This is a genomic window from Lysobacter sp. 05T417 (assembly GCF_056396405.1).
In genome coordinates this window covers 172,037-187,039 of sequence record NZ_JBFTLK010000008.1, presented here as the reverse complement: position 1 = coordinate 187,039, position 15,003 = coordinate 172,037, and the positions used below count along the sequence as shown (strand labels likewise).

General features: G+C 66.2%; 12 protein-coding genes. 8 read left to right on the top strand and 4 right to left on the bottom strand.

Features of this window, described 5'->3' with window-relative positions; all coding sequences use genetic code 11:
• Window positions 1-54 precede the first annotated feature (54 nt).
• The 3 genes from AC1DER_RS15675 (at window position 55) to AC1DER_RS15665 (ending at window position 3,943) form a co-directional block, all read left to right on the top strand.
• Window positions 55-1,881: a DUF885 domain-containing protein gene (locus AC1DER_RS15675; protein WP_477248507.1), complete on the top strand. Its 1,827-nt coding sequence runs from the start codon at window positions 55-57 to the stop codon at window positions 1,879-1,881.
• 147 nt (window positions 1,882-2,028) lie between these two features.
• Window positions 2,029-2,805 carry a murein L,D-transpeptidase catalytic domain family protein gene (locus AC1DER_RS15670; protein ID WP_477358133.1) on the top strand — a complete coding sequence of 259 codons (777 nt, stop codon included), beginning with the start codon at window positions 2,029-2,031 and terminating at the stop codon, window positions 2,803-2,805.
• An 88-nt stretch (window positions 2,806-2,893) separates the two neighbouring features.
• The gene (locus AC1DER_RS15665) at window positions 2,894-3,943 is read left to right on the top strand and encodes a L,D-transpeptidase (RefSeq protein WP_477246264.1); all 1,050 of its coding nucleotides are present in this window, start codon (window positions 2,894-2,896) and stop codon (window positions 3,941-3,943) included.
• Between the two features lie 204 nt (window positions 3,944-4,147).
• Here the strand turns inward: AC1DER_RS15665 and AC1DER_RS15660 are convergent, their stop codons facing one another.
• Window positions 4,148-5,458 (bottom strand): DEAD/DEAH box helicase, encoded by a 1,311-nt coding sequence (locus AC1DER_RS15660; RefSeq protein WP_441817401.1) that lies wholly within the window; start codon window positions 5,456-5,458, stop codon window positions 4,148-4,150.
• A gap of 479 nt (window positions 5,459-5,937) precedes the next feature.
• Here AC1DER_RS15660 and AC1DER_RS15655 point away from each other — a divergent pair, with 479 nt between their 5' ends.
• Complete coding sequence (locus tag AC1DER_RS15655; RefSeq protein WP_441817402.1) at window positions 5,938-6,291, top strand: DoxX family protein; 354 nt, start codon at window positions 5,938-5,940, stop codon at window positions 6,289-6,291.
• A gap of 12 nt (window positions 6,292-6,303) precedes the next feature.
• Window positions 6,304-7,473 (top strand): low temperature requirement protein A, encoded by a 1,170-nt coding sequence (locus AC1DER_RS15650; RefSeq protein ID WP_477246267.1) that lies wholly within the window; start codon window positions 6,304-6,306, stop codon window positions 7,471-7,473.
• Between the two features lie 5 nt (window positions 7,474-7,478).
• On the opposite strand, the gene AC1DER_RS15645 is transcribed toward AC1DER_RS15650, so the two are convergent.
• Window positions 7,479-8,852 (bottom strand): MBL fold metallo-hydrolase, encoded by a 1,374-nt coding sequence (locus AC1DER_RS15645; RefSeq protein ID WP_477246269.1) that lies wholly within the window; start codon window positions 8,850-8,852, stop codon window positions 7,479-7,481.
• Between the two features lie 146 nt (window positions 8,853-8,998).
• Between AC1DER_RS15645 and AC1DER_RS15640 the strand changes: the two genes are divergently transcribed.
• The 3 genes from AC1DER_RS15640 (at window position 8,999) to AC1DER_RS15630 (ending at window position 13,048) form a co-directional block, all read left to right on the top strand.
• Window positions 8,999-10,444, top strand: a complete 1,446-nt coding sequence (locus AC1DER_RS15640) for an amidohydrolase family protein (RefSeq protein ID WP_477246271.1) — start codon at window positions 8,999-9,001, stop codon at window positions 10,442-10,444.
• Window positions 10,445-10,509: 65 nt separating this feature from the next.
• Complete coding sequence (locus AC1DER_RS15635) at window positions 10,510-11,598, top strand: aromatic ring-hydroxylating oxygenase subunit alpha (protein ID WP_477246273.1); 1,089 nt, start codon at window positions 10,510-10,512, stop codon at window positions 11,596-11,598.
• Window positions 11,599-11,752: 154 nt separating this feature from the next.
• Window positions 11,753-13,048 carry a hypothetical protein gene (locus AC1DER_RS15630; RefSeq protein ID WP_477246275.1) on the top strand — a complete coding sequence of 432 codons (1,296 nt, stop codon included), beginning with the start codon at window positions 11,753-11,755 and terminating at the stop codon, window positions 13,046-13,048.
• 98 nt (window positions 13,049-13,146) lie between these two features.
• Here the strand turns inward: AC1DER_RS15630 and AC1DER_RS15625 are convergent, their stop codons facing one another.
• Complete coding sequence (locus tag AC1DER_RS15625) at window positions 13,147-14,406, bottom strand: multidrug effflux MFS transporter (RefSeq protein WP_477246277.1); 1,260 nt, start codon at window positions 14,404-14,406, stop codon at window positions 13,147-13,149.
• 52 nt (window positions 14,407-14,458) lie between these two features.
• The gene (locus tag AC1DER_RS15620) at window positions 14,459-14,914 is read right to left on the bottom strand and encodes a VOC family protein (protein ID WP_477246279.1); all 456 of its coding nucleotides are present in this window, start codon (window positions 14,912-14,914) and stop codon (window positions 14,459-14,461) included.
• Window positions 14,915-15,003 lie beyond the last annotated feature (89 nt).

The following is a 15,003-nucleotide window of genomic DNA, read 5'->3' as shown; positions in this document are numbered from 1 at the left end:
ATTTCGCAAGCGTGAGAGGGATCGGGGAAAACGTGTTCACAAGGAGATCCACCCATGAAGCTTCGCCCGCTCCTGCTTGCCGTCGCCGTCACCGCCGCGATCGCCGGCTGCAAGCCCGCCACTGAAACCGCGTCCGCCCCTGCCCCGGCCGCTTCCGCCGCCGCCACGCAGAACTCCCAGGCCAAGGCCGACCAGCTCAACAAGCTGTACGCCGATTACTGGGAAGCCAACCTCAAGTTCAATCCGCTGGCTGCCACCTTCCAGGGCGACCCGCGCTACAACGACCAGCTGCCCGACTATTACTCGGCGCAGTACCGCGAGCAGACCAAGCAGTTCACCAGCGAGTGGCTGGCCAAGGTCGAGGCAATCGGCAGCGAAGGCCTCAGCGGCCAGGATCTGCTGAGCTACGAGATTTTCGTGGAGGACTCCAAGGACACGCTGGAGTCCTTCAAGTACCCCGACTGGCTGGTACCGATCAACCAGATGCATTCGCTGCCGTCGCTGGCCGTGCAGCTGGGCTCGGGCACGGGCGCGCAGCCGTTCAAGACCGTCAAGGACTACGACAACTGGCTGGCCCGTGCCGGCAAGCTGCCGACGCTGTTCGACTCGGCGATCACCAGCATGCGCGAAGGTGTCACCGCCGGCGTGGTGCAGCCCAAGCCGCTGATGGTCAAGGTGATCCCGCAGCTGGATTCGCTGATCAAGGCCAAGCCTGAGGACACGCTTTTCTGGGGCCCGATCCAGCAGATGCCCAAGGACTTCTCCGACGCCGACAAGAAGCGCCTGACCGACGCCTACCGCGCGCTCATCGCCGATCAGCTGATGCCGTCGTACAAGAAGCTGCGCGCCTACATCAACGATGAGTACCTGCCCAAGACCCGCGACACGGTCGGTCTGGACAAGCTGCCCAACGGTGCGGCCTGGTACGCGTTCAACGCCAAGCAGAGCACCACCACGGACCTGACCCCGGACCAGATCCACAAGATCGGCCTGGACGAAGTTGCGCGCATCCATGGCGAAATCCAGAAGGTCATGGAGCAGGTCGGCTTCAAGGGTTCGATGCAGGACTTCTTCAAGTTCATGCAGACCGACAAGCGTTTCAGCTTCAAGGACGAGAAGGCGCTGCTCGAGTACTACCGCGCGCTCGAGGGCAAGATCAACCAGAAGATTCCGGAGCAGTTCTCGCTGATTCCGAAGTCGCCGTTCGAGATCCGTCCGGTCGAGGCGTTCCGCGCGCAGTCGGCGGCAGGTGGCGAGTACCAGACGCCGAGCGAGGACGGCACGCGTCCGGGCATCTTCTACGTCAACACCTACGACCTGCCGACGCGCAAGACGTGGGACGCCGAGGACCTGTACCTGCATGAGGCCATCCCGGGCCACCACTTCCAGCTCGCGCTGCAGCAGGAGCTGAAGAACCTGCCGGCATTCCGCCGTTTCGGTGGCGAGACCGCATTCGCCGAAGGCTGGGGCCTGTACGCGGAATCGCTGGGCAAGGACCTGGGTGTCTACACCGATCCGTACAACTACTTCGGTTATCTGCAAAACGAACTGTGGCGTGCGATTCGCCTGGTCACCGACACCGGCCTGCACAGCAAGGGCTGGACGCGTGAGCAGGTGATCAAGTACATGCTCGACAATTCGGCCGAGAGCGAGACGCAGGCAACGGCGGAAGCGGAGCGTTACATCGCGTGGCCGGGCCAGGCGCTGGCTTACAAGATCGGCGAGTTGAAGATCAAGGAGCTGCGTGCGAAGGCCGAGAAGGAACTGGGTCCGAAGTTCGACATCCGCGAGTTCCACGCCGAAGTGCTGAAGGATGGCGCAGTACCGCTGAGCATCCTCGAAGGCAAGATCGATCGCTGGATCGCCGCCAAGAAGGGCTGATCCCTCCACCCAACACAAAACAGGCCGGCTTCTCGCCGGCCTGTTTTTTTTCGCCCAAACTGAACAAACCCGCGGCCGGAGCGCGCTTGAATTCCAATTTTCAGCCGCAAAATACGTGGTTCAGCAATGCCTTACGACAATAGCCGGATGCTCAAGCCCCGAACCCTTCTCCTGGCCGCCGCCGCCCTGCTGCCGGCCACGCCCGGCCTTGCCACGCGCAAGGTCAATGCGCCGGCGGTGCTGAAGCTGCCGGCGGCGACGGAGGCCGCGCAGTTGCCCGCTTCGCCGTTGGCGCGTCTGGCCCCGGGCGCGGACCCGAAGGTGCTGGATCTGGCCCAGGCCGCGATGCAGTGCGCACAGGCCAGCGGCGTTGGCGCCACCGCGCGGCGGCTGGCGGTCATCGATTACAGCCGGCCGTCGCTGTTGCCGCGGCTGTGGGTGTTCGACCTCGCCGCGGGCCGGCTGCTGTATGAAGAGGTGGTTGCACACGGCCAGGGCTCGGGCGACAACCTCGCCACGCATTTCTCCAATCGCGATGGCAGCCACCAGTCGAGCCTGGGGCTGTTCGTCACCGCCGACACCTACACCGGCAAGAATGGCTACTCGCTGCGCATGCAGGGCCTGGAGCCGGGCGTGAACGACGCGGCGATGGCGCGCGCGATCGTCATGCACGGCGCTCCCTATGTCGATCCGGCGCAGGGCAAGCGGATGGGACGGCTGGGACGCAGCTGGGGTTGCCCGGCCGTGCGCAGTGCGGTGGCCAAGCCGATGATCGACCTGCTCAAGGGTGGCCAGTTCGTCTTCTCGTATTACCCCGACCAGGCCTGGCTGGCGCGCTCGGCGCTGCTCAATTGCCCGGCCGCGCGGCAGAAGCGCGATACCTTCGTGCGCCACGACGCCGCTCCGCGCGCCACGTCCGGCTGACGTTCCCGCAAGGCCGCATGAGGCCGCTGGCTGGCTCCCGCGGCCAGGCGCGGCTACGCTTTACCCAGTTCAAAGGATGGAATCGTCGATGTCACGCTCACTGCTTGCCCTGGCCCTGGCCCTGGCACTGACCCTCAGCGCGACCGCGCACTCGGGGGTGCCATCGTGGGGTGCGCGCGAATCGAGCCCGGCCACGCTCACGCCGGCGCAGCTCAAGCCCGGTGAGTGGATCTGGGGTGGCGACAATCGCGCCGGTCCGCTTGCGGTGGTGGTCAGCCTGACCGAGCAGCGCGCCTACGTGTACCGCAATGGCATTCCGATCGGCGTGACCACGGTCAGCACCGGCAGGAAGGGTTACGAAACACCGACCGGTGTATTCACGATCCTGCAGAAGGACAAGGACCACCGCTCCAGCAAGTACAACGCCGCACCGATGCCGTACATGCAGCGGCTCACGTGGGACGGTGTCGCCCTGCACGCCGGCGGCCTGCCGGGCTATCCCGAATCGCACGGCTGCGTGCATCTTCCGTCCGAGTTCGCGCGCCATCTGTTCGATTCGTCGAACATGGGCATGACGGTGGTCGTGTCGCAGGAAGGTGAGTCGCCCGAGGACATCGTGCACCCGGGCGCACTGAGCCCGATCGATCCGCACACCGGTGCCGAGGCGGCGATTCCGCCGCTCGAGAATGGACAGAAGTACCGCTGGCGGCCGGAAGTGTCGACCGAAGGTCCGGTGTCGATCCTGCTCAGCGGCGCCGACCAGCGCGTGATCGTCTACCGCAATGGCATCGAGATCGGTCGTTCGCGCGTGCTGATCCGCAACCCCGAAAAGCCGCTCGGCACGCACGCCTACATCGTCAAGGACGGCTTCCTGCCTGGCGACAACCCGCTGCTGCCAGGCACCCGCATGCCCAACTGGAGTGCGATCGGCATCCCCGGCGGCACGGACCCATCGGGCATGTTGCTGGGACCGGAGACGATCGATCGCGTGGTGATCCCGCACGATTTCGTCGCCGCGGTGCTGCCGCTGCTGAGCCCGGGCGTGGTGATGCTGGTGACCGACTCGCACATGACCGAAGAGTCGACTGGCGGCGGCACTCCGGTGCAGGTGCTGGATTCGGATCCGCCGGAGGCGTGATCGGACACCGTCACTCCCGCGCATGCGGCTGAGTGACCGTCATCCCCGCGAAGGCGGGGACCCAGTGACTTGCCGCTTCTTGCTCTGCGCGTACAACAGCAACGACGCTGGGTTCCCGCCTTCGCGGGAATGACGGGTTGTCGGCACGCCACAAAAAAGCCCCGGTCTCGCGACCGGGGCTTTTTGTTTTGCCTACCGCATTTCTTAGCCGCTGAAGCCGCTGCGCGAGCCGCGGCCTGCACCCTGGCCGCCGCTGCGATGCTGCTTCGGACCGGCATGCGCGTGACGTGCCGCCGGCTTGCCGTGCGGGCGATGGGCCGGCTTGCGCGGCTGGCTGGCGCCGCGCGGGTTCGGGATCGGTGCGTTCATCTGGATCGGACGGCTCGCCTCGAAGCCCGGGACCGAGACCAGCTCGATGTCTGCCTTGAGCATGCGCTGGATCTGGCGCAGCAGGCCGCCCTCTTCCGGTGCGACCAGCGACAGCGCTTCACCGCTGGCGCCGTTGCGGCCGGTACGGCCGATGCGGTGCACGTAGTCCTCGGCGACCATCGGCAGGTCGTAGTTGATCACCAGCGGCAGGTCGGGGATGTCCAGACCGCGCGCGGCGACGTCGGTGGCGACCAGCACGCGGGCCTTGCCCGACTTGAAGTCGCGCAGGGCTTTCTGGCGCTGCGCCTGGCTCTTGTTGCCATGGATGGCGACCGAAGCCAGGCCCGACTCTTCGAGCTGCTCGGCGAGGCGGTTGCAGCCGTGCTTGGTGCGGCCGAAGACAATCGCGCGATCGGTGTGGCGCGAAGCGAGGATCGAGACCAGCAGGTCACGCTTCTTGGCAACGTCGACCGGATGGGCGCGGTGCACGATGGTCTCGGCGATGGTGTTCTGCGCGGCGACCTGCACCTGCTTGGGGTGATGCATGAACTCGAGCGCAAGCTGCTTGAGCTGCGACTCGAACGTGGCCGAGAACAGCATCGTCTGGCGCTCGCGCGGCAGCTTGGCAAGGATGCGCTTCATGGCCGGCAGGAAGCCCATGTCGAGCATTCGGTCGGCTTCGTCGAGCACGAGCACTTCGATCGCGTCGAGCTTGACGGTGCCGCGCTCCATGTGGTCGATCAGGCGGCCCGGCGTGGCGACGAGCACGTCGACGCCGCGGCGGAACAGTTCGACCTGCGGGCCCATGCCGGCGCCGCCGAAGATGGCGGCGATGTTCAGGCGGACGTGGCGGGCGTAGCTGCGCAGGCTCTCGGTGACCTGCACCGCCAGCTCACGCGTCGGCACCAGGATCAGTGCACGCGGGCGACGGAAGCCGTTGACCGGGGTCTGCTTGGACATGCGCTGCAGCAGCGGCAGGCCGAAGGCAGCGGTCTTGCCGGTGCCGGTCTGGGCGCCGCCGAGCAGGTCGTGGCCGGCCATGGCCAGCGGGATCGCTTCGGCCTGGATCGGGGTGGGGACGGTGTAGTTCTGGTCTGCGAGCGCGCGCAGCAACGCGGGCGAAAGCCCGAGGGTTTCGAACGTCATGTGGTGGAACTCCTTGTGCTCGCGACGCCCGTCACGCCCACGCAAAAACGCGGACGCGCGATCGATTGTCGCGTTGATGGCTCCAGCGTTCCCTGATACCGCGCTGTGAGCGATCGAATTGGACGGCTGCCGGATGCTCCGGGCCGTGTCTGCGCGACGAAAGACGTGCGGGATAAAAGCCGTGTTGACTGGCCCAATGTCTGGACCAACGGCGGGCATACCTGGGAAACGTACCCTTGCGGGGAGGCAGCCGTGCGCTGAACGGGGCGGACTCTACGCGAAAGGCCGGTCCGGTGCCACCCCGGAGGGCGGGATCCGGGGCTGGAGGTTAAGGCTGGGGGGCGGGCTGCCCTCACCCCGACCCTTCTCTCACGGGCAGAAGAGCATCTCCGTTGGCCGCGAGACGCGATGGAGGGGGTTGCGGCGGTTTCCGGCCGTTTGTGCGACCCTTCGCCCAAGTCGTAAACGAGACCGGGCTCATGGAGCGAAATGCCGGATGGCTGGCCGGGCGGGTCCTGGTGGCCAGCGTGTTCATCGCAATGGGAAGCTACCGCCTGCTGGCCTGGGCCGGCGGCGAATCGATCGGCACCGGCGCGATCGTCGCCAGTACGGCCGAACTGGTCCTGGGCCTGCTGATCGCCGGCGGCTGGCAACTGCGCTGGACGGCCGCCCTGGCCGCCATCTCGATGCTGGTCGACGCACTGGTGTCGCATCCGTTCTGGTCGCTGGCCGGCCCCGAGCGCGGCGCGCAGTTGCTGCACTTCATGAAGAACGTTTCGATCATCGGCGGCCTGGTGCTGCTGGCGTTCGCCAATCGCCACCGGCGCCACTGACCTCCCGGACGCATGACCACTTCCCTGCTGCGCCAACGCGGCCAGAACGACAGCAGCCGCGTCGCCATGGTCGAGCTGTTCTTCGACCTGGTTTTCGTCTTCGCCGTCACCCAGCTTTCGCATTCCCTGCTGGCAGATCTCAGCGTGCAGGGCGCACTGCGCACGCTGCTGCTGTTCCTGGCGGTGTGGTGGCTGTGGATCTTCACGTCGTGGGTCACCAACTGGCTCGACCCGGACCGCGCGCCCGTACGGATCATGCTGTTCACGCTGATGCTCGGCGGCCTGCTGCTGTCGTCGTCGATTCCGGCGGCGTTCGGCGAACGCGGCCTGGTGTTCGCGGTTGTGTTCGCATCGATGCAGGTCGGCCGCACGCTGTTCGTCACGTACGTCATGCGGCAGCGCAGCGAGGTCCACTACCGCAACTTTGTCCGCATCTCGCTGTGGCTGTCGCTGTCGGCCGTGTTCTGGATCCTCGGCGGCCTGCGCGAAGGGCCCGATCGGGTCGGCTACTGGATTACCGCCGTCGCGATCGAGTACGTCTCGCCGCTGCTGTACTTCTGGGTGCCCGGCCTGGGGCGGGCGAACACGCACGACTGGGACATCGACGGCCACCACCTCGCCGAACGCTGCGCGCTGTTCGTGATCATCGCGCTGGGCGAGTCGATCCTGGTCACCGGTGCGACCTTCGCCGCGCAACCCTGGATCACACCGACGGTGATTGCATTCGTCAGCGCGTTCCTCGGCAGCGTGGCGATGTGGTGGATCTATTTCGACAGCGGCGCCGAGCGCGCCAGCCACCGCATTGCCCACTCCGACGACCCGGGCAGGCTGGCGCGGCTGAACTACACCTACCTGCACCTGCTGATCATCGGCGGCGTGATCGTGTGCGCGGTGGCCGACGAACTGGTGCTCTCGCACCCCGGCCATGCCGACACTGGGGGCATCGCGGCGATCCTTGGCGGACCGGCGCTGTACCTGCTCGGCAATGGCCTGTTCAAATGGGCCAGCAACGACCGGCGCTCACCGCCGCTGTCGCATTGCGCCGGTCTGGTGCTGCTGGCTGCACTGGCGCCCGCGGCGAATTCGCACCTGCTGTCGGCACTGGGACTGGGCGTGGCGACGACCGCGGTGATGGTGCTGGTGGCAACGTGGGAAACGATTGCGTTGCGCCGCGGCGCGTAACCCCCTCAGACCTCCAGCACCATCTCCGGCCGCGCCAGCACCGCTTTTACTCCGAACCGCTCGCCAATCTCACCCGCCAGCGCCTCGCGCGCCTTGTCCTCGCCATGCACCAGCGCCAGCGGCGGAGGCCCGTCGATCGCGCCGTACCACTGCATCAACCCGTGCTGGTCGGTATGCGCCGACAAGCCGCCGACGGTGTGCCGCTGCGCGTTGACGCGCACGTCGTAGCCGTGGATCCGCGCCCACTGCGCACCATCGACCAGGCGCCGCCCCAGCGTCCCTTCTGCCTGGTAGCCGACAAACACCACATGCGTCTGCCTGCGTTCGAGGCGATGGCGGAAGTGATGCAGGATGCGGCCCGCATTGGCCATGCCGGAACCGGCAATGACAATCGCGCCGCGCTCGATCCGGTTGATCGCCATCGACTCCTCGCGCGACACGGTGACGTGCAGGTTGGGCAGGCGGAACGGATTGGGTTTGTCCTGCCACACGCGCCGAGCGTCCTCGTCGAACAATTCGGCATGGCGGTCATAGATGTCGACCACCTTGGCCGCCATCGGGCTGTCGAGGAAAATCTGCCAGCGCGACATCTGCCACTCGTCCCAGTGCCGCGCGAACCAGTACAGCAGCTCCTGGCTGCGACCGACAGCGAACGCGGGAATCAACACGTTGCCGCCCTCGTGCCAGGCCTTGTCGAGGATGCCGCCCAGCTCGCGGATGGTCTCGGCGCGGTCGCGGTGCAGGCGGTCGCCGTAGGTGGACTCCATCAGCACCAGGTCGGCGCGGTCGATGCTGGCCGGATCACGCAGGATCGGAGTTCCCTTCGGGCCGAGGTCGCCGGAGAACACCAGCTTGCGGCCGTCGGCCCACACTTCAATGCTCGACGAACCCAGGATGTGGCCAGCTTCGCGGAACGCGATGTCGATGCCCGGCAGCGCTTCGCTGCGCTGGTCGTATGGCAGCGTGCGCACCTGCGCCATCGCCGCCTGCACGTCATCGCGCGTGTACAACGGCAGCACTTCCGGCTCGCCTTGGCGACGATGGCGGTTGGCGCGCTCGGCGTCGCCTTCGGAGATCGAGGCCGCATCCATCAGCATCACCGGCATCAGGTCGGCAGTGGCCTCCTGCGCGTAGATCGGCCCCTTGAAGCCGCGCCGCACCAGCAACGGCACGCGCCCGATGTGGTCGATGTGGGCATGGCTGATGACCAGCGCATCGAGCGCGGCCGGGTCGAACGGAAACGACTCGTGGTTGCGCCGCTCCGCCTCCGGGCTGCCCTGGATCATGCCGCAGTCGAGCAGCAGCCTGCGGCCGGCCGCCTCGACCTCGTGCAGCGAGCCGGTGACCTCGCCCGCCGCTCCATGGAAATGCACGCGCATCGCCGTTTCCTTTGCCCATAGGGGTGACAGGAGAAACCTAGCATGGGCATTGGCGGGCGCCGTGACCGCGGCCATCCCGTCGCCCGGCCGGAACGTCCACAATGGGCGTCCAACTGGTTTGCCGCGCACCCCGGACCCGACCCACGATGACCAAGCCCCTGCTGACTTCGGCCCTCGCCCTGGCCCTTGCCCTGGCCCTGGCCAGCGGCGCGCTGCGCGCCGCCGAGCACGTCGACCTGCTGGTGCGCGACGCCACCGTGATCGACGTCGTCGACGGCAAGCGCCACCCGCACCAGGTCATCGCCGTACGCGACGCCCGCATCGTCGCCATCGTCGACGACGCCCGCGCCAAACGCTTCGACGCCACGCAGACGGTCGATGCCAGCGGCAAGTTCGCTATCCCCGGCCTGTGGGACATGCACGTGCATTTCGGCGGCGGTGACGCGCTGATCGAAGAGAACCGCAACCTGCTGCCGCTGTACGTCGCCCATGGCATCACCGCGGTGCGCGATTGCGCAGGCGACCTCAGCCCCAGCGTGTTCGAATGGCGCGCCGCCACCGCCGCCGGCACGCTGCTCGGCCCGCGCATCTTCACCTCCGGTCCGAAGATCGAAGGCTACAAGTCCATCTGGCCGGGCGACATAGAGATCGGCACCGTCGCCGAATTGAACGCCGCCCTGGACAAGCTGCAGGGCTGGAACGTCGACTTCGTCAAGATCACCGACAACACGCTGTCGCCGGAGCTGTTCATGGCCGCGGTGAAGGAAGCCGGCCGGCGCGGTTTGAAGACCTCCGCGCACGTGCCCTATCCGATCACCATCGACGAAGTCAGCGCCGCCGGCCTGAGTTCGGTCGAGCACATCGACTACGCTTTCAAGGCCGGCTCGCCGAAGGAGAAGCCACTGGGAGAGGCCATTGCCCGCGGCGAGATCAACAGCCGCGATGCCTGGACCCAGTGGAACGCCACGTTCGACCCGAAGCTCGCCACTGCCACCTACAAGCACATGGCGCGGCGCGGCACTGCGATCACACCGACCCTCAACGGCAGCCAGGTCGTGGCCTATCTCGACCAGAACGACCATCGCCACGACGACTACCTCAAGTACATCGGCCCCGGCCTGCAGGCGACCTACACCTGGCGCGTGGAGCGCGCGGCCAAGGACGACACCGCCGCGATCGCCGCGCGCCACCTGCGTTTCGAGCGCAACGCCTCGGTGCTGCCGCTGCTGCAGGCCGCCGGCGTGACGATCCTGGCCGGCACCGACGCCGGTTTCCTCAACTCGTACAACTACCCGGGCATCGGCCTGCACGACGAACTCGGGCTGCTGGTGAAGTACGGCCTGACGCCGCTGCAGGCGCTGCAGGCGGCGACCATCAACGGCGCCCGCTTCCTCGGCCACGACGACAGCAACGGCACGCTTGCCGCCGGCAAGGCCGCCGACCTGGTGCTGCTCGACGCCGACCCGCTCCTGGACATCGCCGCGACCCGCCGCATCGACACGGTGGTGATGAAGGGGCGGGCCTACGACCGCGGCCAGCTGGACGCGATGCTGGCCGATGTAGAGGCGCGCGTGGCCGCGGAGAAGAAGTAAGCCCTTATCCCGCTGGCGGAAGAAGATGGGATGAGGGCGGGGCGCGGTTTGGGCATACTGGCCCGATGAACCGCCCCGACCTGCTCGACGCCAACGCCCTTGCCGCCCAGCCGGCAGACCGTGCCACTTCCCTGCCGGCGCGCTACTACGCCGACCCGGGCACCGTCGCGCTCGATCGCGAACGGATCTTCGACCGCGGCTGGCAGATCCTGGCCCATGTCTGCCAATTGCAGAACGCCGGCGACCACGTCGTCGGCGACTTCAATGGCCTGCCGGTGATCGCCGTGCGCGGCGCCGATGGCGAAATCCGCGTCTTCCACAACGTCTGCCGCCACCGCGCCGGGCCGCTGGCCGCGTGCGACGGCCTCGCCGCCAAGTCGCTGCGCTGCCGCTACCACGGCTGGACCTACACCCTCGACGGCGTGCTGCGCTCGGCTCCGGAGATGGGTACCGCGCCCGACTTCAACGTCGCCGACGTCAAGCTGCCGCAGCTGGCGGTGCGCACTTGGCAGGGTCTGGTGTTCGCTGCGGTCGATGCCGAACACGCGATCGATTTCGACGCGATGGTCGCCGGCATCGACGAGCGCGTCGGCGCCGACCGGTATCTGGAACGCTACGGCCACCACCGCCGCGTCGGTTACGACATCAACTGCAACTGGAAGATCTACATCGACAACTACCTGGAGGGTTACCACGTCCCGCACGTGCACCCCGGGTTGAACCGGTTGCTGGATTACCGCAGCTACACCACGCAGACCCACGACTGGTACTCGTTGCAGTTCAGCCCGCTGGAGAGTGGCGACGACCTCTACGGCAGCGGCGATGCGCTGTATTACTGGATCTGGCCGAACACGATGCTCAACATCGTCCCCGGCCGCCTGCAGACAAACCGCGTGATCGCCAGGGGCGTGGACAAGTGCCGGGTCGAATTCGACTTCTACTACGCGATGGACGAGTCCGAGGAAGCCGCGGCGCGACGCCTGGCCGACCTCAACTTCAGCGATGAAGTGCAGTTCGAGGACCTCACCATCTGCCAGGACGTGCAGCGCGGGATGGCGTCTGGTTCCTACCAGCCTGGCCGCCTGAATCCGTTGCGCGAGACTGCGGTGCATCACTTCCACGAGCTGCTGCGCCGCGTGTACCGCCAGGCCTGACGGGCACCACGCGAACTGCAAGGGGTCCTGGCGCGAGGCGACGATACCCTCCCGCATGACGGGACCAGACAAATCTTATGGGTTCGCCAGTGGGCGAAGGGGAAGGTCTGGGCGGCTGTTCCAACACAACGCTCGTTCACCAAGGAGGATGACGATGCATGTCGCCACACCCGCTCCTGTACGACCAGACCTCGTACGAGGCGCACCAACCGCATTCGCACACGCAGCGAACCTTGTTGCCAGGCTGCTGATTCCCTTCGCGCTGCTCTGCGGCAACGCAACGGCGGAGGAACACCGCCCCAAGTACCTGTACCGGTCCGAGAGTCGTCCGCCCGAGGAAATATTCCGCAACGGGTTTCTGGCCCGCGGCACTTCGAACAACGATCTTGAGGAGTACATCAACGCCGGCAGCAATCCCGAGAACGAATTCCGCTTCGTCTCGTTGACCGCCGCCCGGGAACTGAACTTTTTCCAGAATGCGATGCTGCGCTACTACGCGCAGGGTCCAGGACAGGCCCCGTTCGTTGGTTACCGATATATGGTTGAAGCCTCCAACCACGAGTACTCGACCATCCGGTCGCTCGAGAGCGCGGCGGTGCGTTTTCCAGAGTACGCAGAGCGGCTTCGGGCTACCGTCTCAAGATACCCGCTGCAGCAGGAATGGGTGGCCCTCGATCGGGTCGAGAACCACCGCATCGTGGAAGTGGACGTACTGCGCTACGTGGAGGGCAGCGTCCCGGCGAGATTTGAAACCATACAAACCATCCAGAACCCTTATCACGTACCGGGCGACAGGAACGGCGCGAATCCGGGCCCCTACACGTTCTATCCGGCGTCGGCGCCTGCGGCTGGACGCGCATTGAACAACACCCTGGTTTCCGGACCCGGCCTCCTGTCTCCGTCGTTCTTCCTGTGCTTCAAGTCATTCGATCGCAAACGTTCCATCCGTCCCGCGTGCCCCATCGACACCTACCCGGTCGATTCGACGGGAAAGTACCGCAACGAGTTCTTCAACGTCACGACTGGAACGTTTGAAACCGAGCAGACGCCGTGGATAACGAGGAAGCGGCAGAAGTACTATTCGATCGTCGAAGACACTGACATCTGCAGCGTGAAAGTAGGCGAGCTGGACGAGCAGGCGATCGTGATCACGTGCCGGACAGATGATCCACTAAAGCCCAACAAATTCTCACTGTTTGTCGGTGCGGGATGGGGGTCGACGACTTATGTGAACACCCGAATAGATTCGTCCCAGATCAAGAAGGTCATTTCGTCGGGCGCATATCGCAAGTACGTGCTCTTCGCGAAGGATATCCCCACTACCGAGGGACACAACTTCGAGTACCTGACCAACGGAAGCAGCATCAGTTCGATCTTCTCGGGGAATCGCGGCGGCTGGTGGACCGGCCTGACCCTGCGCCACCATTACCCGACACAGCCGGAATTCTGAGTACTCCGGTCATCCCCTTGTGGGCGGGGACCCAGCGGCGTTGCCCTCCTTCAGTCGCTGGGTTCCCGCCTTCGCGGGAATCACGGTCTCCCCTGGCTCTAGAGACTCTCTTCCGGCACCGTCGCGCTCGGCTCGCCCGCGCACCGCGCCTGCACTACCCGCGCCTCCCAGCGCCAGAACCCCCACGCGATCAGCAGGAACGTGCTGGCCACGCCGACCATCCACAGCATGTGGTCGCTGATCCACGGCGACAGCACGCCGGCGATCAGCGCGTTGAGCACCAGACTGGTGAAGGCCTGCATCGACGAGGCCGAACCGCGCTGGCGCGGGTACATGTCCAGGATCGACAGCGTCACGATCGGGAACACCAATGCGATACCGAACGCATTGAGCATCATCGGCAGCACCGCCCACGGCACGTGCGGCGTGTCGGTCCACAGGTTGTAGCCCAGGTTGAGCAGCATCGCCACGGCCGAACAGGCAAATCCAATCGACACCAGCTTCTCGCCACTGACCTTGCCGGCCGCGCGCCCGGACACGAACGCGCCCAGCACCATGCCGCTGATCATCGGCACGAAGAACCAGCCGAACTGGCGCTCGTCGAGCTTGAGGACGTCGAGCACGAACGCCGGCGCCGAGGCGATGTACAGCCACAGCGCGGCGAAGTTGAACGCACTGGCGGCGGCCAGCCGCTGGAAGCGCGGGTTGATGACGATGGCGATGTAGTCGCGCAACAGCCGGCGCGGCACCATTGGCAGGCGTGCTTGCGGCGGATGCGTCTCCGGCAGGGTCCGCCAGGTGACCACCAGCAGCACCAGCGAGAACGCCACCAGGAACCAGAAAATCGCCGGCCAGTGGCTCCAGCCCAGGATCCAGCCTCCGATCACCGGCGCCACCGCCGGCGCTACGCCGAAAATCATCGACACCTGGCTCATCAGCCGCTGCGCGTCGTGGCCGTGCAGCACGTCGCGGATCACCGCGCGACCGACGATCAGACCGACGCCGGACGACAACCCCTGCAGCGCGCGGAACACCAGCAGTGTCGTCAGGTCGGTGGCCAGCGCGCAGCCGACCGAGGCGACCGCGAACACCGACAGCCCGCCGAGAATCACGCGACGACGCCCGATCGCGTCAGACAGCGGCCCGTGCACGATGCTCATCGCCGCATAAGCGATCAGATAGACGCTGATGGTCTGCTGCATCGCCAGCTTGTCGGCACCGAACTGCGTGCCGATGGCCGGGAATGCCGGGAAGATCGTATCGATCGAGAACGGACCGAACATCGCCAGGCCGCCCAGGAGCAGGGCCAGCAGGCGGACAGAGATCGAAAGCGAGGGTGCGGGTGCAGCGGTGGGCATCTACGGATCTCTGGCGTGAAGGCAGCCGATCAAGGACCGGCGGCGGCACAACTCACGTACTGGCATTGGACGCCGCCGTATCGATCGGCACCTCGTCCGGCGGCCCCTTGAGTTCGACCAGATTGCCTTCCGGATCGAGCAGGTACTGCGACGGACCTTCACCTTCGGCACCATAACGCCGACCGAACTCGCCTACCTGCACACCATGCGATTGCAGATAGGCGACGATCTGCTCGCGGTCGAAGGGATCGGCGCGCAAGCACAGATGGTCCATGTTGCGCCCCTCGGCCCCTGGCCCGGCACCGCCCATGCGCCCGATCTTGCCCGACACGGCCACCAGGTCGATCAGGGAGTTGCCGGCACGCAGCTGCACCAGGCCCACTGCGTCCACGCGCCGCTCGGCAACGCAGCCAAGCACATCGCAGTAGAACGCCTCCATCAGCGCCGGGTCGCGTGCACGCAGCACCACGTGATCGAGTTGCAGCAACCGGAATGGAACAGCGCTCATATCGTGCTTCCTGCATGCGGGGGCGCAAAGCATACCCCTGACTCGTGCAGGGCGGCGTTGCGACGATGGCCAAACGAGAAAGGGCGCCG